General features: G+C 72.0%; 18 protein-coding genes. 12 read left to right on the forward strand and 6 right to left on the reverse strand.

Annotated features, from left to right (window positions below; translation table 11 throughout):
- Window positions 1-7 precede the first annotated feature (7 nt).
- Genes K1T35_RS38225 through K1T35_RS38235 form a run of 3 tightly spaced genes read left to right on the forward strand, consistent with a single transcriptional unit; the run spans window position 8 to window position 4,687 of the window.
- Entirely contained in the window at window positions 8-1,351 is a 1,344-nt protein-coding gene (locus K1T35_RS38225) for a ferric reductase-like transmembrane domain-containing protein (protein ID WP_220256573.1), read from the forward strand.
- Between the two features lie 10 nt (window positions 1,352-1,361).
- Window positions 1,362-3,677 (forward strand): DUF1996 domain-containing protein, encoded by a 2,316-nt coding sequence (locus K1T35_RS38230; protein WP_220256574.1) that lies wholly within the window; start codon window positions 1,362-1,364, stop codon window positions 3,675-3,677.
- Window positions 3,671-4,687 carry a CopD family protein gene (locus tag K1T35_RS38235; RefSeq protein WP_220256575.1) on the forward strand — a complete coding sequence of 339 codons (1,017 nt, stop codon included), beginning with the start codon at window positions 3,671-3,673 and terminating at the stop codon, window positions 4,685-4,687. Before K1T35_RS38230 ends, K1T35_RS38235 begins: the two co-directional genes overlap by 7 nt.
- A gap of 7 nt (window positions 4,688-4,694) precedes the next feature.
- Here the strand turns inward: K1T35_RS38235 and K1T35_RS38240 are convergent, their stop codons facing one another.
- Entirely contained in the window at window positions 4,695-6,191 is a 1,497-nt protein-coding gene (locus tag K1T35_RS38240) for an Nramp family divalent metal transporter (RefSeq protein WP_220256576.1), read from the reverse strand.
- 71 nt (window positions 6,192-6,262) lie between these two features.
- Here K1T35_RS38240 and K1T35_RS38245 point away from each other — a divergent pair, with 71 nt between their 5' ends.
- From K1T35_RS38245 to K1T35_RS38270, 6 genes are all read left to right on the forward strand, one after another.
- The gene (locus K1T35_RS38245) at window positions 6,263-6,436 is read left to right on the forward strand and encodes a hypothetical protein (protein WP_220256577.1); all 174 of its coding nucleotides are present in this window, start codon (window positions 6,263-6,265) and stop codon (window positions 6,434-6,436) included.
- Window positions 6,437-7,054: 618 nt separating this feature from the next.
- The gene (locus K1T35_RS38250; protein WP_220263113.1) at window positions 7,055-8,938 is read left to right on the forward strand and encodes an ABC transporter ATP-binding protein; all 1,884 of its coding nucleotides are present in this window, start codon (window positions 7,055-7,057) and stop codon (window positions 8,936-8,938) included.
- Between the two features lie 468 nt (window positions 8,939-9,406).
- The gene (locus tag K1T35_RS38255) at window positions 9,407-11,458 is read left to right on the forward strand and encodes an NAD(+) synthase (RefSeq protein WP_220256578.1); all 2,052 of its coding nucleotides are present in this window, start codon (window positions 9,407-9,409) and stop codon (window positions 11,456-11,458) included.
- On the forward strand, window positions 11,455-12,093 hold the full coding sequence (locus K1T35_RS38260) for a vancomycin high temperature exclusion protein (protein ID WP_255621185.1): 639 nt from the start codon (window positions 11,455-11,457) through the stop codon (window positions 12,091-12,093). The genes K1T35_RS38255 and K1T35_RS38260 overlap by 4 nt, the downstream gene beginning before the upstream one ends.
- An 87-nt stretch (window positions 12,094-12,180) precedes the next feature.
- Entirely contained in the window at window positions 12,181-13,296 is a 1,116-nt protein-coding gene (locus K1T35_RS38265; protein ID WP_220256579.1) for a tRNA-dihydrouridine synthase, read from the forward strand.
- Window positions 13,297-13,364: 68 nt separating this feature from the next.
- Complete coding sequence (locus K1T35_RS38270) at window positions 13,365-14,237, forward strand: alpha/beta fold hydrolase (RefSeq protein WP_220256580.1); 873 nt, start codon at window positions 13,365-13,367, stop codon at window positions 14,235-14,237.
- A 9-nt stretch (window positions 14,238-14,246) separates the two neighbouring features.
- On the opposite strand, the gene K1T35_RS38275 is transcribed toward K1T35_RS38270, so the two are convergent.
- Entirely contained in the window at window positions 14,247-14,768 is a 522-nt protein-coding gene (locus K1T35_RS38275) for a pyridoxamine 5'-phosphate oxidase family protein (RefSeq protein ID WP_220256581.1), read from the reverse strand.
- Window positions 14,769-14,898: 130 nt separating this feature from the next.
- Between K1T35_RS38275 and K1T35_RS38280 the strand changes: the two genes are divergently transcribed.
- Both K1T35_RS38280 and K1T35_RS38285 read left to right on the forward strand, forming a co-directional pair.
- Window positions 14,899-15,525 carry a DUF1989 domain-containing protein gene (locus K1T35_RS38280; RefSeq protein WP_220256582.1) on the forward strand — a complete coding sequence of 209 codons (627 nt, stop codon included), beginning with the start codon at window positions 14,899-14,901 and terminating at the stop codon, window positions 15,523-15,525.
- On the forward strand, window positions 15,522-16,388 hold the full coding sequence (locus K1T35_RS38285) for a polysaccharide deacetylase (protein ID WP_220256583.1): 867 nt from the start codon (window positions 15,522-15,524) through the stop codon (window positions 16,386-16,388). The genes K1T35_RS38280 and K1T35_RS38285 overlap by 4 nt, the downstream gene beginning before the upstream one ends.
- On the opposite strand, the gene K1T35_RS38290 is transcribed toward K1T35_RS38285, so the two are convergent.
- Window positions 16,365-17,933 carry a PucR family transcriptional regulator gene (locus K1T35_RS38290; protein ID WP_220256584.1) on the reverse strand — a complete coding sequence of 523 codons (1,569 nt, stop codon included), beginning with the start codon at window positions 17,931-17,933 and terminating at the stop codon, window positions 16,365-16,367. The two genes, K1T35_RS38285 and K1T35_RS38290, sit on opposite strands and share 24 nt — an antisense overlap.
- 126 nt (window positions 17,934-18,059) lie before the next feature.
- Entirely contained in the window at window positions 18,060-18,287 is a 228-nt protein-coding gene (locus tag K1T35_RS38295; RefSeq protein WP_220256585.1) for a hypothetical protein, read from the reverse strand.
- A 155-nt stretch (window positions 18,288-18,442) separates the two neighbouring features.
- Here K1T35_RS38295 and K1T35_RS38300 point away from each other — a divergent pair, with 155 nt between their 5' ends.
- Window positions 18,443-19,435, forward strand: coding sequence for an ABC transporter substrate-binding protein (locus K1T35_RS38300; RefSeq protein WP_220256586.1), 993 nt, complete (start codon window positions 18,443-18,445; stop codon window positions 19,433-19,435).
- Between the two features lie 16 nt (window positions 19,436-19,451).
- On the opposite strand, the gene K1T35_RS38305 is transcribed toward K1T35_RS38300, so the two are convergent.
- Both K1T35_RS38305 and K1T35_RS38310 read right to left on the reverse strand, forming a co-directional pair.
- On the reverse strand, window positions 19,452-19,634 hold the full coding sequence (locus tag K1T35_RS38305; protein ID WP_220256587.1) for a hypothetical protein: 183 nt from the start codon (window positions 19,632-19,634) through the stop codon (window positions 19,452-19,454).
- 109 nt (window positions 19,635-19,743) lie between these two features.
- The gene (locus tag K1T35_RS38310; protein ID WP_220256588.1) at window positions 19,744-20,598 is read right to left on the reverse strand and encodes a TIGR03564 family F420-dependent LLM class oxidoreductase; all 855 of its coding nucleotides are present in this window, start codon (window positions 20,596-20,598) and stop codon (window positions 19,744-19,746) included.
- Between the last annotated feature and the right edge of the window lie 19 nt (window positions 20,599-20,617).

The raw sequence follows: 20,617 nt of genomic DNA on the forward strand, positions 1-20,617 counted from the left end.
GTCACACGTGACCAGCTCCTTGGAGATGCAGGCGGGGCCGGGATCGGTGGCAGCCGCGCGCGGTTCGGCGCGGCTCGTACGCCGGTGGCTCGCCGGGCTTGCCGTCGTGCTGCTGGCGCCGCTCGCCATCCGGGTGCTCGTCGGCGGTCCCGCCCCGCTGTGGTCGATGCTGACCGACCTCACCGGCCTCGTGGCACTCTCGGCGATGGTCTGTACGTTCGTGCTGGTCTGCCGGCTGCGGGCGCTGTCGCGAGCGGCCGGGATCACCGCGCTGCTGTCGGCCCACCGCAGCATGGGGGTGCTGGCCACGACGAGCGTCGTGCTGCACATCGCCGTCGTCATCGCCGCCGACCTCGACAACGTCGACCTGCTGACCTGGATCTACGCGCCGCCGCGCGCACGGGCCGCCACCGTGGCCACGGTCGCGCTCGGCGGTGTGATCGCGCTCGGGGTGCTCCGGCGGCGGGTGCGCCAGGAGTACGAGCTGTGGCGCTGGGCGCACCTGGTGCTGAGCGTGGCGGCGGTCGCGCTCTCGGCGCTGCACGTGCAGCTGGTCGGGGAGCTCGTCGCACACCCGGTGATGCGATGGGTGCTGGTGGCGCTGGCCGTGGTGCTCGCCGCGGGCCTTGCGCACCGGGTGCTGGCGGCACAGCGCTCCAGCGAGCACGTCGTGCGGGAGGTCCGGCTCGACTCCGACAGCGTCTGCACCCTGGTGCTCGACCCGCGAGGGGCGCCGCTGCGGTTCGCCCCCGGCCAGTTCGCATGGCTGCGCCTCGCCAAGTCGGGCGGCGAGGAGCACCCGTTCACCATCGCCTCATCGGCTGCGGGTGGCGGGTGCGCGTTCACGGTGCGCTCCACGGGTGATTTCGGCACCCTGCTGCGGAACCTGCCGCCCGGCACACCGGTGTGGGTCGACGGGCCATACGGCTCGTGCAGCCTCGACCTGCTCCTCCAGCCGGCGTCGGGCGTCGCCATGATCGCCGCGGGGGTCGGGATCACCCCGATGCTCTCCATGGTGCGCACGCTCGCCGACCGGCACGACCCGCGCCCGCTGCTGCTGCTCAGGGCCGCGGGGACGCCACGCGAGCTGCTGTTCCGCCACGAGCTCGGCCACATGGCCCGCCGGCTCGACCTCACCGTCGTCGAGGTCGTGCGCCATCCCCCACCGGGCTGGACCGGTGCCGCGGGCGACGTCGGCACCCCGCTGCTGCGCGCGGTCCTACCGCACGCCGGACGGCGGTCGGCGCTCGACTACTTCGTGTGCGGGCCACCCGGCTTCGTCACCACCGTGACACGCAGCCTGCTGGAGCTCGGAGTGCCCGAGCACCGGATCCACATCGAACAGTTCTAAGGACGGGGCCGTGCGATCACCTGTCTCGAGGGCCGCGCGCTGGGCCGGCGCACTCGTGCTGGCCGTCATCGTGACGGTCGCGGTGTTCAACTCGGGGGGCACCGGCGGCGACGGCGTCGCGGTGGACCAGCAGTCCAGCGTGGGTACCACCACCCGCACCGAGTTCGGCCCGCTCACCGCGTCCGACATCGACCTGCTGGTGAAGGTGCGCCAGGCCGGGCTGTGGGAGACCCCCACCGGGCAGCAGATGGAGCAGCGGGCCACCAACTCGGTGGTGCGCGACGTGGGCAGGCGCATCTCGGTCGAGCACACCGATCTCGACGAGATCGTGCGCCGGACCGCCGACCAGCTCGGGGTCACCCTGCCGAGCCAGCCTTCGGCGCAGCAGCAGGGGTGGATGGAGGAGATCTCCGCGCAGACCGGCGCCGAGTACGACCGCACCGCGGTGAACCTGCTGCGCCAGGCGCACGGCAAGGTGCTCCCCGTCATCGCCGAGGTGCGTTCGGGCACCCGTAACGAGCTGGTCCGCGAGTTCGCGACGACAGCCGCCCAGTTCGTCACCCGCCACCACGAGTACCTCGAGAGCACCGGTCTCGTCGACTTCGAGGCGCTACCCGAACCGCCCGGTCCCGCGGCGGCCCCGGCCCCGGCCGCATCCGCCGCGGCCGGGACCGGCGGCGCGGCACCTGTGCTCACCGCGAACGGGAGCCCCTCCGATGGGAGCGCGACGTTCGGTGCGCTGGCCGCGATCCGCGACGCCTCTGTGTCGTCGTGGCTCGCTGCCGTGCTGGCGTTCGTCGCCGTGCTCGGTGGCGGCGCGCTGGTCGACATGCTGCTGCGCGACCGCTCCCGCACCCGCCCCGCAGGCGCCGCCCCCGCCTACCCCCCTGCCCAGCCGTTCCCCGCACCACCACCACGACCCCCGGCGCCCCCGCGCCTCCACCCGCAACGACGCAGGCCTGCCGGCCAGCGCCGCCCGGGAGGGCCTGCCGTGTTCGGCCTGCTCGTGATCGGAGTGCTGGCGCTGCCGCCCGTGCTGGAGGGCGCCGTGTCCCCGCCCGCGCAGCCGTCCACCTCGACGGCCGTCGCCGCCGGGTTCGCCGCGCTCGACCCCGCCCCCGACCACGTCATGGCACTGGTCGCCGCCAAGGAGGACGAGCCGTCCGACGAGGACGGTGGCAAGGACGGTGGCAACCGCGACTCAGACAACGACAAGGCGGACGGCGACAAGGCAGGGAACGCCGGCGCAGGCGAGGAGAACGACGCCCGGGAGGCACTGAGCCAGTCGCTCGCCGCCCGCCAGGCCGACCAGGATGGTGGCGACGACCAGAACGCGGAGAACGACAACAAACAGAACAACAACCAGAACAACGAGAACCAGAACAACGAGAACGACGACGAGAAGAACGAGAACGCGGCCGACGACGACTTTCCGGGGCGGGAGGACGCCGCGCCGCCCGCCATCGCCGACTTCGCCGACATCGGTGAGGTCAACCAGCTCGTCTCCAACCCGGCACCGGACGGGAACGCCTCCACCGGCAGCTTCGTGGCCGAGTGCGGCACACCGGATCCCGCGCTGCGCAACTCCGACAACTGGATCGTCGCCCCTGGCACCGTCAACGGCGCCCAGCACATGCACGACTACCTCGGCAGCACGGCAACGGACGCGTCAACGGACGCCGGTGACCTGCTGGTTTCGGAGACGACCTGCGACCTGGACAACCGCTCCACGTTCTTCTGGCCCGTGCTGCGCGACACCGGGCAGATCGGTGTGGACGACAACGACGACGGCGGTGGTCTGGACGGCAACGTCGGGGAGATCATCGAGCCTGCGCAGGTCGTCATGCAGTTCCTCGGCAACCCGACGGAGCCCGTCTCGCCCATGCCCCAGCTGCTGCGCGTGATCACCGGGGACGCCAAGGCGGTGACCAACGGCCCGGACAACGTGCGTGCGCAGTGGACGTGCCGCGGCTTCGAGGACCGCGCCACCACGCAATACCCGCTGTGCCCCGAGGGGAGCCGGCTGTTGCGCGTGCTCGACTTCCCGTCCTGCTGGGACGGCGAGAACCTCGACTCGGAGGACCACCGCTCGCACATCGCCTTCGCCGACGAGGACACCGGCGCGTGCCCGCAGGACACGGTCGCGGTGCCGCAGCTGCGGATGATCCTCGCCTACGACCAGCCGGGCGGGCGCAACTTCGCGCTCGACGGGTTCCCCGACCAGCAGCACCATCCGGCCACCGACCACGGCGACTTCGTCAACGGCATGCCCGACGAGCTGATGAACGCAGTCGTCGACTGCCTGAACGAGGGGCTGCAGTGTTGAACACCCTCGCCACCCGGCCGCGGGACGCCGTTGGCCCGGTCGGCAGATGGGCGGCGGTGGCGCTGGGTGCCACCGCCGCCGGGGTGCTGCTGGCCGCGGCGGCCGACGGCGTGCCGCCCGGCAGCACGTCCATCGCGGTCACGGTGAGCCGCACGGTGATGGACGTGGCCGGCGTCGCGGTCGTCGGCCTCGCGCTGCTCGAGGTGCTGCTCCCCCGGGGGGACCGGAGGACGGCACCGGTGCTCGCTCGGACGAGGCGGGCTGCGCTCGTCTCGGCGGGCGCGTGGCTGGTGGCCGTCCTGTTCGCGATCGTCCTCGGTGCCGCGGCCGCGTTCGCCCGGCCCGTCAGCACGCTCGGGGTGGACGAGCTCGTCACATGGGCCACCCGGCTCGGCGCGGGCCAGGGCATGCTGCTCGTCGCCTGCGCCACGGCGCTCGTCGCCTGCTGCACGGTCGTCAGGGCGCGCAGGCCGGGCCTGCTCCCGCCGCGGGTGGTGCTCGCGGTCGCCCTGTTCGCGATGATCACGCCGGCCGTCACAGGTCACTCGGGGGCCGTGCACGCCTACCAGGTGGTCGCCGTCGTCGGCGTCGGGATCCACGTGGCGGCCGCCGCCGCGTGGGTCGGCGGCCTCGGCGCGATCCTGGTGCTGGTCGCGCCCCGGCGCGGCCTGCTGGTCGCGGTGCTGCCCCGCTTCTCGCGGCTGGCCGCGGTGTGCATCGCCGCGGTGGCGGCCACCGGCGTCCTCACGGCAGCGGTCCGGCTGCCGCCCGCGCTTGCGCACGTCCGGTGGGAGGCCGCCGTGCAGCTCTACCTGGCCACCGGCACGGCGCAGCTGCTGGTGGCGAAGACCGCGGCCCTCGGTGTGATCGGCTGGCTCGGCTGGCTCACCCGCCGCCGGATGGCGGCGAGCCGCATGCCGCTGCTGCTGTGGGCGGGGTACGAGGTCACGCTGATGGCTGTGGCGCTCGGCCTTGCCGCTGCCCTCACGCAGACGGGCAGCGGCCACTGAGCGGGTTTCAGAAGGTGATCAGCGGGTCCCCCACGAAGTCGGCGACGAAGTTGACGAAGAAGAAGCCGAAGAACAGGAAGTTGAGCACCAGCAGCACGTAGTGCCACGGCCGTGGCCGGGCCGCTCGCGGCAGCCTGCTGTTCAGGTACATCAGCAGGAACGGGAAGATCAGCGCACCCAGGTTCGACATGTTCGCCGAGAACTGCACGAGCGCGACGGGCAGCGCCAGGTGGATGATGATCGCGATCGCGATCAACAGCGCGATCATGAAGGGGTAGTAGAAGCGGCGCGGGTCGCTCTCGATCAGCGCGCGCAGGCGCGGGCTCACCGCGGGTGCGCCGTCGGTGACCACCCGGACCAGCGCCTCGAAGATGCCCAGCTGCGTGGAGAACAGGACCAGCACACCCATCAGCAGCATCAGGTAGAACATCCCCTGGCCGTACTCCGGCGCCAGCGCGCTGGCGACGAACGTGGGCACGTTGGCCGTGGTGGGCCGCTCGCCCGACAGCGCCACCGCGTGTGACATGAGCACGGTCGGCAACAGCATGCCGAGGATCGCGCCCACGAAGAACACTCCCCACATGTCCACCAGCAGCAGGCGGTACCACCGCCGCCACACACCGGTATTCCGCTCGTCGTCCGGGAACGTGACGCCGACGGACAGCAGCTCCTGCTGGTTGCCGCGCAGGCCTGCTATGAACCCGGCGCGGTGCCCCATGCCGTAGCCCTTGTCGCGGTAGTGGCTCATCAGGTACCAGTTCAACCCCGACGCCATCGCGGTGAACCCGGCGAGCGCTCCGAGCTGGGTGGCGCTGATGCCGGCCGGTGGGGCGGCAGGCGTGACGAGCCCTCGGATGCCCTCCCACCAGACGCTCGCCGGCACGACGAGCAGGTCCACGATGATCAGGATCCCGAGGATCGCACCGACCATCACCCAGTTCGACAGCTCGAGCGCCCTGCTGATCCGCTGGGCCGACACGGTGATCAGGAAGACGATGACGAGCAGCCCGATCGCGTACCAGCGGGTCTGCTGCATCTCGCCCGCCTCGGCGACCCGGCCGTTGACGAGCGCGAACATGCCCTGCCCCGCCGAGGCGGCCCACCCGCCCGCGATGAACGCGAAGATGACGATGAACACCGAGACCGGGACCCAGAACAGCTTGCCGGGCGGCACCCGGCCCCACCCGACGGTGTCCGTCTCGCCGGTCGCGACGATGTAGCGGGCGCACTCGACGTTGTAGAACGTCTGGAGCACCGCCGAGATGGTGATCACCCAGCCGATCCCGACGAAGCCGTATTGCCCGACGGCCTGCGGCCCGAGCAGCCACTCCCCACTGCCGATCGAGACGCCGAGCGCGATCAGGCTGGGCCCGATCGCGTACATGACCAGCTCACGGGCGCCGATCTTGCGGACGTTGAACACTTCCTCCGGCGTCGGCAGATCGGCCACCGCGAGGTCTGGCCGGCTGACACCGAGCGGATAGGTCCTTTGCACCTCGGTCATCGCGACCTCCGCGACCACGTCGATGTGATTCGGACCCAGAGAGTGATCCGCGTCACCCACCCGGGTCAAGGGTGGTCACCCGGCCGGCCGTCGCCTACGAGGAGCTCGACGAGCTGTCCGAGGAACTCGACGAACTCGACGACGAGCTGTCGGACGAGCCGGACGAGCTGGACGAGGTGCTGTCCGACGAGGATCCCGAGCTGTCGCCCGACCACCCACCATCGGACGAGCCGTGCCAGCCGTGATGCCCTGCGTGGTCCGCGGCGAGATCACCGTCCGATGGCCACGCGGACCCGCGCGGGGTCGGATCGACGCCAGAGCTGGAGCCGGATCCGGACGGAGGATGGTGGAACTCTTGTGCCGCCCTCCATCCCGCGGGAGCGCCCCGCAGCGGCAGCCCTTCCACTCGGGCGCGCAGCATCCGCTGCGGGATCACCAGCGTCCACACCACGACGGCCACGACCACGGTCGCGAACAGCACGGGCCCGCCGACGAACAGCGCCGGCGCGCCCCACATGATGACCCCGACCGCCAGTCCGATGATCTCCAGTACGACGGCGGCGATGGCGATCCAACCCACGAGCAACGTCCGCTCCCCCGGTCGACGTGATGTCGCTCGTTCACTCGCTCGCCGGGCGCGGACCGTTGCGGGTGTCGGGCGCCCCGCGGTCGCAGCCTTGACCTGTACCTGACTTCAACTCCTACGGTCGTCCGCGAGCAGCCGAGGCGAACTCGGACCAGAACTGTCGGACCCCCTCACCACAATGACCGCGTCCGGACGACCGATGAGTTTCACCGGGCGGAGCGGTCGTAGAGGCGGCGGGCCGGACGGCGAGGAACAGGAGCGGCACGTGAGCATGGAGATGGTGGCGTGGCACTCGGTATACCGGGCTGCCCACGCCGAGGAGGAGAAGCGGCCGTTCTCGGCCGCAACGCTGCGCCGGATCGGGGCGTTCGCGCAGCCCCACCGCCGGCGCATCGGCGCGTTCCTGCTGGTCAGCGTCGTCGTTGCGGCCCTCGCCGTAGCCACGCCCGTCCTCGCGGGGCGGGTCTTCGACGTCATCAACCGTGGCGGGCCGGTCGGGGCCGTGATCGGGCTCGCCGTCCTGATCGCCGTGATCGCTGTCGCGGAGGCGGGTGGCGGCATCCTGCAGCGCTGGCTGTCGGCATCGCTCGGTGAGGGGCTCATCCTCGACCTGCGGGCCGCCGTGTTCGACCACGTCCAGCGCCAGCCCGTCGCGTTCTTCACCCGCACCCGCACCGGGGCGCTGGTGAGCAGGCTCAACAACGACGTCATCGGCGCCCAGCGAGCCTTCAGCGACACGCTCTCGGGCGTGGTCGGCAACGTCGTGCAGCTCGCGCTCACGCTCGGGGTGATGCTGAGCCTGTCGTGGCAGGTCACCCTGCTCGCCCTCGTGCTGCTGCCGCTGTTCGTCCTGCCTGCGCGACGGATGGGCGGCAAGCTCGCCTCTCTCGAGCGGGAGGCGGCCGACCACAACGCCGCCATGGGCACGCAGATGACGGAGCGCTTCTCCGCGCCTGGCGCCACGCTCATCAAGCTGTTCGGCCGGCCCGCCGAGGAGACGCGCGAGTTCGTCGCGCGCGCCGCCCGCGTCCGCGACATCGGCGTGCGCACCGCAATGGTGCAGTGGGTGTTCGTCTCGGCGCTCACGCTCGTGTCCGCGCTGGCGCTCGCGCTCGTCTACGGCGTGGGCGGGTGGCTGGCGCTGTCCGGCGGCGCGAGCTCCGGCGACATCGTGGCGCTCGCACTGCTGCTCACCCGCCTGTACGCGCCGCTCACGGCGCTGGCCAGCGCCCGGGTCGAGGTGATGAGCGCGCTGGTGAGCTTCGAGCGGGTGTTCGAGGTGCTCGACCTGCCGCCGCTGGTCGCAGAGCCGGAGCACCCGGTCCCGCTGCCCGACGGCCCGCTGTCGGTGGAGTTCGGCGCCGTCGACTTCGCTTACCCGTCGGCCGACAAGGTGTCGCTGGCGTCCCTCGAGGAGGTGGCGCGGCTCGACTCCCGCGGCGGCGAGCAGGTGCTGCACGACGTCTCGTTCCGGGCAGAGCCTGGCCAGATGATCGCGCTCGTCGGTTCGTCGGGGGCGGGCAAGTCCACGATCGCGCAGCTGCTCCCCCGCCTCTACGACGTCGACTCGGGCGCGATCGAGATCGGCGGCGTCGACGTGCGCGACCTGTCGTTCGACACGATCCGCGGGGCGCTGGGCCTCGTCACGCAGGACGGGCACCTCTTCCACGAGTCGATCCGCTCCAACCTGCTGCTCGCCGCACCGGGAGCGAGCGAGGCCGAGCTCTGGAGCGCGTTGGAACGCGCCCGGCTGGGCGAGCTCGTCGCGTCGCTGCCCGACGGCCTCGAGACGGTCGTCGGCGAGCGCGGCTACCGCCTGTCCGGTGGCGAACGCCAACGGCTCACCATCGCCCGCCTGCTGCTGGCGAAGCCGCGGGTCGTCGTGCTCGACGAGGCCACCGCCCACCTCGACTCCACATCCGAGGCCGCGGTGCAGGAGGCGCTGGGCGAGGCCCTCCAGGGCCGCACGGCCATCGTGATCGCCCACCGGCTGTCCACCATCCGGGCCGCCGACCAGATCCTCGTGCTCGAGGCCGGCCGGGTCATCGAGCGCGGCACCCACACCGAGCTCCTCGCTCGCGACGGGCGCTACGCCGAGCTGCACCGCACCCAGTTCGACCTCCCGGACGCCCAGACCCCGGTCGCGCTTGCCGGCAGCTGACCGGTGACCGCCGCCCGGCCGGGTTGAGGGGTCCGGCCGGGCGGAAGAGTGGCGATGATCGCCAGGAGTGGTGTGGGAGCGACATTTCTGACGCTCCCACACCACTTGCGGTGATCTCGGGCCAGCCGCCGCAACAACACACGGCCAAGATCAGCAGAACCGGGACATGACGCTCATATGCGAGCGCTGTGTCCCGATCCTGCCGATCATGGGCACTCCCGCGAACCTGACCCTCGAGTCCATCCCAACGCAGCGAACGGGTGCGAACACGTGGGAAGCCAGGGCGAGTGCGAGAACGGCCCCCAGGCGCTGGGGGCCGGGAACGGCGCGCCCAAGCCGCGCGCGACATGATCAAGTCGACGCTATGCGTCCCGGCCCAAGCTCCACAGACCCATGAGGTCGATCTGATCATGCTGGACTGAGGGCGGGGATGCTGCACGCCTGATCCCCCTCCGGCAGACTCGTCGGGTGGACTTCCGCTCCCCCTACCAGCACGGGTTCCTCCGGGTCGCCTCCTGCACGATCCGCACCTCGATCGCCCAGCCCGCTGCGAACGCGGAAGCCGTGCTGCGGTCGGCACGGGAGTGCCACGACGAGGGCGTGGGGCTCGCTGTGTTCCCCGAGCTGACGCTCTCGGGGTACTCGATCGAGGACATCCTGATGCAGGACACGCTTCTGGACACGGTCGAGGAAGCGCTGCTGGAGCTGCTGGCCGGCTCGGCCGACCTGCTCCCGGTGCTCGTCGTGGGGGCCCCGCTGCGGTACCGGCACCGGATCTACAACACGGCGGTCGTCATCCACCGTGGCCGGGTGCTCGGGGTGGCGCCGAAGTCGTACCTGCCGACGTACCGGGAGTTCTACGAGCGGCGGCAGGTGGCGCCCGGCGACGACGTGCGCGGCACGATCCGGATCGGCGAGTCGGAGGTGCCGTTCGGGCCGGACCTGCTCTTCGCCGCCGAGGACGTGCCGGGGTTCGTGCTGCACGCCGAGGTGTGCGAGGACATGTGGGTCCCGATCCCGCCCAGCGCGGAGGCCGCGCTCGCCGGGGCCACCGTGCTCGCCAACATCTCCGGGAGTCCCATCACGGTGGGCCGCGCGGAGGACCGGTGCCTGCTCGCGCGGTCGGCGTCGTCGCGCTGCCTGGCGGCGTACGTCTACTCGGCCGCGGGTGAGGGCGAGTCCACCACCGACCTGTCGTGGGACGGCCAGACCATGATCTGGGAGAACGGGGTGCTGCTCGCCGACACCGAGCGGTTCCCGATCGGCCCGCGCCGCTCGGTGGCCGATGTCGACCTGGACCTGCTGCGTGCCGAGCGGCTGCGGATGGGCACGTTCGACGACAACCGGCGCCACCACGCCCAGCGCACCGACGCGTTCCGGCAGGTCGGGTTCCGCCTGGAACCGCCGGGCGGGGACATCGGGTTCCGCCGGGAGGTCGAGCGGTTCCCGTTCGTGCCGTCCGACGAGACGCGCCTCGAGCAGGACTGCTACGAGGCCTACAGCATCCAGGTCGCGGGTCTGGAACAGCGGATGCGGGCGATCGGGCAGCCGAAGATCGTCATCGGCGTGTCCGGCGGGCTGGACTCCACGCACGCGTTGATCGTCGCGGCGAAGGCGATGGACCGGGAGGGGCGCCCGCGCAGCGACATCCTCGGCTTCACGCTGCCGGGCTTCGCGACGGGCACCCGCACCAAGGGCAACGCCACCCGGCTGGCGGAGACCCTCGGGATCACGTTCACCGAGCTCGACATCACCGAGACGGCGCGGTTGATGCTGAAGAACCTCGAGCACCCGTTCTCCCACGGCGAGCCGGTGTACGACGTGACGTTCGAGAACGTGCAGGCCGGGCTGCGCACCGACTACCTCTTCCGGGCGGCCAACCAACGCGGCGGGATCGTGCTGGGCACCGGCGACCTCTCCGAGCTGGCGCTGGGCTGGTCGACGTACGGCGTGGGCGACCAGATGTCGCACTACAACGTCAACGGCGGGGTGCCGAAGACGCTGATCCAGCACCTCATCCGATGGGTCGTGTCGTCGAAGCAGTTCGACGACGACGTGAACGCGGTGCTCACCGACGTCCTCGACACCGAGATCACACCCGAGCTGGTGCCCGCGGGCGAGGACGAGGAGGTGCAGAGCAGCGAGGCGAAGGTCGGGCCGTACTCGCTCCAGGACTTCTCGCTCTTCCACGTCCTGCGCTTCGGCTTCCGCCCCTCGAAGATCGCCTTCCTCGCCTGGCACGCATGGCACGACCCGCGGCTCGGCGACTGGCCGGTCGGGTTCCCCGAGGACGAGCGACCCTCCTACACGCTGGCGGAGATCAAGCACTGGCTGGAGGTGTTCGCGCAGCGCTTCTACGGCTTCAGCCAGTTCAAGCGGTCGGCGCTGCCGAACGGGCCGAAGGTGGCGGCTGGCGGGTCGCTCTCGCCGCGGGGCGACTGGCGGGCGCCCTCGGACATGTCGGCCCGCATCTGGCTTGACGAGATCCACAGGGAGATCCCGGCAGACTGGAAGGCGTGAGCCGGAAACCCTGGGTCCTCCTGGCGCTGCTGGCGCCGGTGCTCGTCGCTACGCCATTGGCCTGGTTCGCCGCGTCCACCGACGGCAGGCGCACCACCGTCGATCGGGCGGAGGCACGCCCGATCGCGCTCGTGCTCGGCGCCGGGTTGCGCCGCGACGGACGCCCGACCCTGCTGCTCGCCAGGCGCCTGGACATCGCCGCCGACCTCTACCACCGGGGCACCGTGGACGCGGTACTGGTGAGCGGCGCGGACGAGGAACCCGTAGCGATGCGCACCTACCTGCTCGCCGCGGGCGTCCCCGACGGCAAGATCGTCGGCGACGCGGCAGGGTTCCGCACGTGGGACTCGTGCGTGCGGGCGCGCGAGGTGTACGGCGTGCGTTCGGCGATCGTCGTCACGCAGGAGTTCCACCTGCCGCGGGCGATCGTCCTCTGCGGCGCCGCCGGCATCGACGCCACCGGCGTGGGCGACGCGAGCCTGAGCGCGCGGCGCACGGCCACGGTCTACGGCTGGCTGCGGGAGATCCCGGCCGCGGTGAAGGCCCTCGGCGACACGCTCTTCCGCCCGGCTCCGCAGCACATCGGAGCGCCGATGGACACCCTCGCCGACGCCGTGCTCGCACCCCGTGCGTGATCTGTGGAGAGATTCCTCCAGGCCTCGCCGGAGGCAATGGAGATTCATCCATCGTCGTCCGGTCGGCGCGCAGCTTGACTGGAGTGCATGACGACAGCGACCACCCACCCCGCACTCGCCCCGACCCGGCTCGGCGTCCACATCCTGCGCAACCGGATGGCCGTGGCACCCATGACCCGCACCTCGGCGACCCCCGACGGCGTACCGACCCCGGAGATGGCCGACTACTACGCCGAGTTCGCCGAGGGCGGGTTCGGCCTGATCGTCACCGAGGGCACCTACCCGGACACCGAGTACAGCCAGGGCTACGACAACCAGCCAGGGCTCGCCACCGACGCACACGTCGACGGCTGGCGGGCCGTGACCCGGCGCGTGCACGCCGCGGGCGCCGTGATGATCGCCCAGCTGATGCACGCCGGCGCGCTGTCGCAGGGCAACCCACACCGCACCGGCACCGTCGGCCCCTCGGCCGTGCAGCCGCGCGCGGAGATGATGCCCGAGTACGGCGGCAGCGGGCCGTGGCCGATTCCGGCCGAGCTCGGCGTCCACGACCTGGAGCGGATCGTCGAGGGGTTCGCCGCCTCGGCGCTGCGGGCCCGAGAGGCGGGCTTCGACGGCGTCGAGATCCACGCCGCCAACGGCTACCTGCTCGACCAGTTCCTCACCGAGTACACCAACCGGCGCACCGACGCCTACGGCGGTTCGGTCGCGAACCGGGTGCGGCTCTCCGCCGAGGTGACGGGCGCCGTCCGCGCCGCGGTCGGGTCCGAGTTCCTCGTCGGCGTCCGGCTGTCGCAGACCAAGGTCAACGACTTCGAGTACCGCTGGCCAGGCGGCCGGCGGGAGGCGGAGACCATCTACACCGCACTGGCGGACGCGCGGGCCGACTACCTGCACATCGCCAGCGAGGGCCGCACCTTCCTGGAGACGGCGGTGCTCGACGGCGGGTGCACGACCACGGCGCTCGCCCGCAGCGCGACCGGCCTGCCGGTGATCGCCAACGGCGGTATGCACGACCCGCGCCAGGCCGAACAGGTGCTCGCCGACGGGCACGCGGACCTGCTCGCCGTGGCCCGCGGCGCGCTCGCCAACCCCGACCTGCCCCGCAGGCTCGGCGCCGGGACACCGCTGGAGCGCTTCGACCGCTCGATGCTCTCCCCGCGCGTGACGCTGGAGAACGTCCAGCGCTGGCGTAATGGTTGATTAAGAGGTTTACGCCTTACCGACCAGGGCTACCCACCTCGTGACGGACACCGACACGAGGAGGACCCATGGTTCCGGTCGCCCATCGCCGCGTCGACGTGGACGGCATCGAGATCTTCTACCGGGAGGCGGGCCCGGCGGACGCCCCTGCCGTCGTGCTGCCGCACGGCTACCCGTGCTCGTCGTTCCAGTTCCGCCACTACATGGCGGCGCTGGGCGACCGCTGGCGCCTCGTCGCACCCGACCACCCCGGGTTCGGCCACAGCGCGACCCCCGAGCCGGACCGCTTCCCCTACACGTTCGACGCGTACGCCCAGTACCTGCGCCGCTTCGTCGACGCGCTTGGGATGAAGCGGTACGCGATCTACCTGCACGACTACGGGTCCCAGTTCGGCCTGCGGCTGGCGATGAGCTCCCCGGAGCGGGTGGCGGGGCTCATCCTGCAGAACGGCGACATCTACCCAGAGGAACACGGCCCGAAGTACGCGCCGCTGAAGGCGTTCTGGGACGACCCCACCCCGGAGGGCCGGGACCGGCTGCGGGCCGCGGTGAGCGAGGAGGGGTTCCGCGACGAGTTCATCGGCGAGGTCCCCGAGCACCAGGTCGAGCAGATCAGCCCGGACCTGTGGACGTTGCATTGGGCACTCGTGGAGCGCCACGGCCGGCGCGAGCACCTGGTCCGACTGCTGGCCGACCAGGGGTCGACACAGGCGTGGTTCCCGCGGCAGCAGGCGTACCTGCGCGAGCACCGGCCGCCCACGCTGATCGCGTGGGGCCCCCACGACGGCTACATGCCCGAGGGCGCCGCCCGCGCCTACTTGCGCGACCTGCCCGGCGCCGAGCTACACCTGCTCGACGCCGGGCACTGGGCGCTCGAGACGCACCTCGACGACATCGTCGCGCTGTCGCGCGACTTCCTCGGCCGGGTGCACCCGGCGTGACCCCCTGTTCTACGACGCCTGCGCGAGGAGCCCGGCCGGATCGGTTGCGTACACCGTCATCCAGGTCGGCCGCAGCCGGTAGTAGACGACGTCGAAGTCGAACGACATGTCGCCGTAGAACCCGCGCAGGTACTCGTGGATCGGCGGCCAGTCGGGGTGCGGCTGCCCGTTCACCGGCGTGAGTTCCTCCACCGCGCCGTGGACGAACACCCCGAGCTCCTCCCCGCGCAGGTGCGCGGCGCTCGCCGCCGGCCGCACCCGCAGGTGCCGCGCCTTGGCGGCGCTGCGCGCCGTGCCGAACACCCATCGGCCGTGCAGGAAGTGCCCGTCGACGGCGCTGACGCGCGGCTCGCCCTTCGCGGTGACCGTGGACAGCACGAGGACGCACATCCCGGTGAGCACCCGCGTCATCTGCTCGGCGCTCAGGCTGCGCTCGCCGGTGATGATCGACTGCAGGTGCGCGGTCGACCGGCCGAGCGAGGCGTCGATGAGGGTCTGCAGCTCCCGGAGCTCCGGTTCGGTTTCGTACACGCGACGAGCATCGCATCGAAACTTGACAGAACGTGGTCACGAAGCGCCTTGGAGCTTCACCCAGTGAGCAGCTCGCTCGATGGAGGTTCCGCTCTCGCCCAGCCGCCCGCGCGGGAGGTTGGGTGAGGGCATGCAGACCGACACGATCACCCGGCGCTTCGAGGTTCCCGGCGGCGCGGGGCGGGCGGTGCGCGTACGGGCCGGCGAGCTGGTCCGGATCGTCGACCTGGCAGGCGGGCAGGTCGGCGACGTCTTCGCGTTCGCCACGGACGTCCCCGACGAGCATCACAGCGCAGCCCACACGCGGACGCACACCCGACGGCTGTTCCCCGCCCTCGGGGAGCAGTTCGTCACCGACCGCAGGCGCCCGATCCTCACGCTCGTCGCGGACACCTCCCCTGGCCAGCACGACATGCTGATCGCCGCCTGCGACCCGCCGCGCTACGCCCAGCTGGGCGCTCCGGACCACCGGTCCTGCGCCACCAACATGTGGGAGGCCCTCGCCGCCGTGGGCCACCCCTACGCAGGCCCGACCCCGCAGCCGATCAACGTGTTCATGCGGATCCCCGTCGGCGCCGACGGGTCCCTGACGTGGCTGTCCGCGCCGACGAGTGCCGGCGACGCGATCACCTTCCGAGCGGAGCTGGACGCCGTGGTCGTGGTGTCGTCGTGCCCCATGGACCTGGTCGGGATCAACCGCGGCGCGCCGTCCCCGCTCGCCGTGGAGGTGCTGGCGGGGCAGGGTCGGCGGTCATGACCGGAAGCTGGCACGGCGGCGCGGCGGCCGTCGCGACCCTCACCTTCGACGTCGACGCGGAGACCCCCGTCCTCGCCGCGGGCCGCTCCTTCGCCGATCACATGTCGACGATGTCGCACCAGGCGTATGGGCCGGAGGTCGGCGTGCCCCGGATCCTGGACCTGCTCGACGAGCTCGCGGTGCCCGCCACGTTCTTCGTGCCGGGGTGGGTGGCTCAGCAGCGACCCGGCCTGGCTGCCTCGATCGTGGAGCGCGGCCACGAGGTGGCGCACCACTCGTACTCCCACCGGCCGCCGACGTGGATGACGGCGGCCGAGGAACGCGCCGACTTCGAACGGGCGCTCGCGGTGTTCGCCGAGCAGGGCATCCCGATCAGCGGCCACCGCGCGGCGATGTGGGAGGCGACCTGGCAGACCCCTGTTCTGGTGGCCGAGCACGGCCTGCGCTACGACTCGTCGCTCATGGCCGACGACCGGCCCTACCGGCTCGCGGCCGGAGGCGGCGAGATCGCGGAGCTGCCGGTGCACTGGTCGCTCGACGACTGGGAGCAGTACGCGTTCCTACCCGCGCCGCAGGTCGGCTCGGTGATCACCGCACCGTCGACGGTGCTGGGGATGTGGTGCGACGAACTGGACGCGATGCGGCAGTACCAGTGCCTGTTCAACCTGTGCGTCCACCCGTTCCTGTCCGGGCGGCCGAGCCGGATCGTCGCGCTGCGGAAGCTGATCGAGTTCGCGCTCGACCGCGGCGACGTCCGCTTCGCCCGATGCCGGGACGTGGCGGAAGCGGCGCTGTCGGACCCCGCTCTGCGCGTGCGCCACCCCGAACGCCCTGAGGTCTCAGCGGAGGTCTTTCCCGACTGAGGCGGCCTCCAGCGCGAGGAAGAGGTCCACCCGGTCGGCGGTGCGGCCGACGTCCCTGCCCGTGAGCTCCGCGATGCGCGACAGGCGGTTGCGCAGGGTGTTGACGTGCACGTAGAGCGCCTCGGCGGTGGCCGCCCAGTGACCGTCGTGGTCGAGGAACGCCCGCAGGGTCGCCTCCAGCTCTCCGCCGCGGCGGCCGTCGTGCTCGCGCAACGGGCCGAGCACGTTCGCGGCGAACCGGTGCAGTTGCTCGGGCTCCTGGAGGCCCAGCAGGAGCCGGTAGCCACCAAGCGAGTCGAACGTGGTGACACCCGGGCCGCCGCGCCGCGCGCGAAGCACCCGCACCGCCTCCCTGGCCTGCGCCAGCGGCCGGCGCAGCTCCGCTGCGTCCGCCGCAGTGCCGCCGATCCCCGCAACGGGGTCGCGATCGGCGAAGCGCGAGTCCAGCGCGGCGACGAGGCGCGTGGCGAGCGCCGACAGGTCCGACGGCGGCCGCCGCCACGGCAGCACGGCCACGACGTCCTGGCTGCCGCCCGCGACGAGGGCGGGGAGGCTCTCGGCGAGGAAGAAGTCGGTGATCGCCTCGACGATGCCGGGGAGCGTCGGATCGCCGGAGCGGAAGGCGACGGCACACACCGCGAGCGGCGCGTCCGGGTCGACGCCGAAGGCCCGCAGTCTGCCCGGCACCTCCGCGGCCCGGTGCGCGCCGGAGAGCACCATGTCCAGCAGCTCGCTGGCGAAGCGCTGCTCGATGGCCTGCACGGTCTGCTGGCGCGCGACCTCGAGGGACAGGAACCGCGCCGCCTGCTCCAACGCGTCGCGTTCCTCCCGGTCCAGCTCCGTGACCGGCCGCAGGCACAGCAGGGCGGCGTCGACGTCGCCGACCGCACCCACCGGGTAGATCGTGGCCCGGCCCGCGGAGCCGAGGTCCACTTCGAGGGGCCGCGGGCGGCGGGCGAGCGCCCGCGCCGCGGTGCCCGCCTGCTCGGTGTCGAGCTCAGCGCCGGCCGCGCCGAGCAGACGTCCCATCCGGTCGACGACAGCGAGCGGGAGGTCGTGGTCGCGGCGCAGCACCGCGAGCACCCCGGACGCGCCCGCCCCGTGCGAGATCGCCGTGGCGAGCGCGTTGCCCCGGCGCACCAGCCCGACGAGCGCCTCCTGGCGCTCGGCGGCGTAGCTGGCCGCGGCCGCCCGCGTGATCGCCGTGAACGGCACGTCTACCGAGATCTCCAGCAACGGCAGGCCCGCGGACCGGCAGGCCTCGACCAGTTCCTCCGGCGTGCTCGTCCGCTCGGCGCGCAACCCGAACACGACTCCCGCTGCGCCGGCCCGCCGGGCACCGGCAACGAAGCCGGCAGGCTCCGCCGTCTCCAGCCACAGACCGTTGGTCAGCACGAGCTCGTGCTCGCGCACGTACCGGGACGGGTCGGGCAGCTCGGTGTTGTGCACCCACACGACCTCGGCGTCCAGCGCACCTTCCGTCCCCGGTACGAGCAGGCGCAGCTCGAGCGCCGGGTCGGCGAGAAGAGCGCGCACCGTGAGCATGGTGGGAATCTATCCAGCCGAGGGGCCGAACCGTAGACGTTCCTCCAGGGCATATGGCTCGCCGGGCGTGAACAGGCAACGGCCCGCCGACGTGGTTCGTCGTCGGCGGGCCGGGGCAGCGCGGTATCAGCTGATTCGCCTGCTGAGCAGCTGCTTGCCTTGCTCCGCACCCTTGCGGCTCTCGCTCTGCGCCTTCCGGAAGAACTCGGCGAGCTCGTTGTCGCCCTCCCGCTCGGCGTCCTGGATGTAGGTCTCGAGGCGCAGCGCGTTGCTCAGGCACGCCTCGGTGAACCAGATGATGTTGTAGTCCTTGTCCTTGGTGCCGGTGACCTGACCGGTCTCCGTCGTGGTCATCGTGTTGCTGCCTCCTCGTCGTCGGCGACTGCCGGGACTCCTACGACGTACCCACGGGCCGTCGCAGAACACACGGCTCGCCCGCCTGGAGCACCGGTGCCGCCCGACCGGGAGAGACAAGTTAGCCTCTCCTCAGTTCTGGAGAGGGAGGCTCGATGAGGCGGATGGCGGCGGCGGGGGCGCTGGTCATGGCGCTGGTGGCCGGATGCGGTGGCGCGCCCGACCCGGGATCGAGCGGCCCGGGTAACACCGACGTGGCCACCGGGGGCCGGCTCTTCTCCACCGCCGACGAGGCCACCGCGAAGCTGGGCTCCGACGCCGCGCCGGGCGTGTTCCCGCGCACGATCACCCACGCACGGGGCACCACCCGGCTCGAGCAGAAGCCCAAGCGGGTGGTCGTGCTCGACACCGGGGAGACCGACGCGATGCTCGCGCTGGGCGTCGTGCCGGTGGGCACCGCGAGCCCGAACGGCACCATCCCCTCCTACCTGCAGCCACAGCTTGCGGGCAGCACCAACGTCGGGTCGCTCGACGGGCTGCGGCTGGAGGCGATCGCCGCGCTGCAGCCGGATCTCATCATCGGCAGCCAGCTGCGGGTCGACGCGCTGTACGACCGGCTGTCGGCGATCGCCCCCACCGTCTTCAGCATCCGGCCCGGGTTCCCGTGGAAGGAGAACCTGCTGCTCGCGGGCGCTGCGGTCGGCGAGGAGACCAAGGCCACCGAGCTGCTCAACGACTACCAGCGCCGCGCCGACGCCATCCGGGCCCGGTTCACCCAGCCGCCGACGATCTCGCTGCTGCGGTTCATGCCCGAGCGCGTCCGGCTCTACGGCAACCTCTCGATGGTCGGTGTCGTGCTGCGCGACGTCGGGCTCCCCCGCCCGCCGAACCAGGACATCCAGGATCTCGCCGCCGAGATCTCGCCGGAGCGGATCTCGGAGGCCGACGCCGACTGGATCTTCTACTCCAGCTACGGCCCGAAGGACGGCACCGCGGAAGGCTCGGTGGTCGGTGGGGAGCTGTGGAACCGGCTCGGCGCCGTGCAGCGCGGCACCGCGCGTCCCGTGGACGACGAGGTGTGGTTCCTCGGACTCGGCCCGATCGGCGCGTCTCGCGTGCTCGACGACCTGCAGGCGTTCCTGGCCTGACAACGCCGAGGACTGCTCAGCGCTCCGCGTCGGCCCCGTCGCCGAGCGGCTCGTCGCCCGCGATCTCCAGGTAGGTGTCGACCTCCTGCGGTGAAGGGTCGGTCCCCACCGCCTCCGCGTATGCCTCGGCCCGCTCGGGGTCGTGCTCGAAGCCCGGCTCGGGAGGGTCGGCCTCCGAATGCTTGTCGGGTGCGCTCACTCCGCCTCCTCGTACTCGATGGTCCCGACGCTGTACCCCATCTCCGGGGAGGTAGGCCTGGGGCGTGTCCCGCGGAGCTACCGACGCGCGCGCCGTGCGGTAGCAGCCCCTACAGGGCGCCGGCCAGTTCCCCGACCAGCTTCAGCGTCCTGGCCTTCTCGGTGTCGTCGCCGACGAGGCCGACCAGCACGTCGGTCGCGCCGGCGGCCGCGTAGGCGCGGACCGCGGCGGCGACGGTGTCCTCGTCTCCGGCGACGATCGTCTCCGCGACGTTGCGCTGTCCCTGGCGATCGAGGAGTGTCCGGTAGCTGGCGAAGTCCGACGCGAAGCCGAACACGCCGGCGGCCTCGTCGCGCACGGCGTCCGGTCTCGCGGTCACGCTCAGCATCACCGCCGCCACGACACGCGGATCCGTCGCCACCGCGTCGATCTTCGGCCGGATGTGGTCGGCGATCGTCGCCGGGGTCGCCCACACTGTGATCGTGCCGTCGGCCAGTTCGCCCGCGATGCGCAGCATCACCGGACCGAGCGCGGAGAGCAGCACCGACGGCGGCTGCGCGCCCGGTACCCGGATGTGGCCGGTGCCCGAGAGTTCGGCCCGCAGCGCGGTCAGGTACTCGCGGGTGTGGTTCGCGGGCCGGTCGTAGGACAGGCCGTACACGCCCTCGATGAACGGCTTGTGGCTCGGCCCGATGCCGAGGGTGAACCGGTTGCCGGTGGCGGCCGCCACGCTGAGAGCCTGTCCGGCCAGCGAGATCGGATGGCGCGGGTAGGTGTGCACGATGCCCGTGCCCAGCTCGATCCCCGGCACGGCCGTGCCGGCGAGCGCTGCGACGGTGAGTGGGTCCCACGCCATTACCTGGTTGAAGAACACGCTGGCCAGGCCGTGTTCGGCCGCTGCGCGCGTCTGTTCGATCTGGGACTGGAGATCACTCTGATCTCCGACGTACAGGCCGATCCGCATTGCCCCTCCAAGGTGAATT

The organism is Pseudonocardia sp. DSM 110487, assembly GCF_019468565.1.
Classification (GTDB): Bacteria; Actinomycetota; Actinomycetes; order Mycobacteriales; family Pseudonocardiaceae; genus Pseudonocardia.